The 888-nt window shown below is 55.9% G+C and carries 2 pseudogenes; both read left to right on the top strand.

The window, feature by feature from the left end:
• A pseudogene (locus O2S87_RS18660) lies at positions 1–96 on the top strand (IS5/IS1182 family transposase); the annotation flags it as partial.
• A 159-nt stretch (positions 97–255) separates the two neighbouring features.
• Positions 256–753 (top strand): annotated as a pseudogene (locus tag O2S87_RS18655) (DUF389 domain-containing protein); the annotation flags it as partial.
• Positions 754–888: the final 135 nt, after the last annotated feature.

Below are 888 nucleotides of genomic sequence, written 5' to 3'. Positions count from 1 at the left end.
GACGCCGTGCGAGCGCTGGGCTGGTATCGGCAGTTCCGTGAAATTGTCCTGATGTTCGCCATCATCAACATAGAACCACTGTGTGAACCGCTGTAACCGTGACTCAGCATCTATTCAACAGAGCAGTTCTTTCTGCATTGTAAGACACTACCGCTGGATTCTCGACGAGGAGTGCAGTCGGTCGAAAGGTCGATACTGCTGTTGACTCACGGAGATGGCCAAAACAGTGTTCGGTGACTTCGTGGAGGTCGTACCATGCGACTCGTGGAGATTCTGATTCCGAAAGAAAAGCGCGACCCCGTCGAAGACGCACTCGAAAGCCAAGAAATCGAGTACACGCTCATCGAAGAAGAAAGTCGACAAGAGCCCTCGATTATCATCACGTTTCCGCTTCCGATGCCTGCGATCGAATCCGTGCTCGACGAGCTCCGCAAAACCGGCATGGACGAGGACTCCTACACAGTGATTATCGAGGCTGAGACAGTCATCTCTGACAAGTACAACGCGCTCGAACAGCGCTATGCGCAAAGCACGGCGCGTATTTCCCGAGAGGAGCTTCAGGCCCGCGCGAATGATCGCACCCCGGAGTTCAACACCTTTCTGGTTATGACGACCATGAGTGTCGTCGTTGCGACCGCTGGACTCCTGTTGGACTCGCCAGCGGTTGTCGTCGGGTCGATGGTGATCGCACCGTTGATCGGGCCGACGCTCGGAACCAGCGTGGGCACCGTTATCGACGACCGCCCGCTGTTTCGTCGAGGGTATGTGTTTACCCCGAAGTCTCAACAGCCGGTACAGCGTGAGCTCGTGAGATCATCTTATTGCTGCTGACAACTCGACGAAGTTCCTCGTAGGGATTGCGTCCCTGCTGGCGCCACGTCGCCAGCA

Source organism: Halohasta sp. A2, from assembly GCF_056175805.1.
Note: the sequence above shows the minus strand (reverse complement) of the source record. Positions and strands in the feature narration are given on the sequence as shown.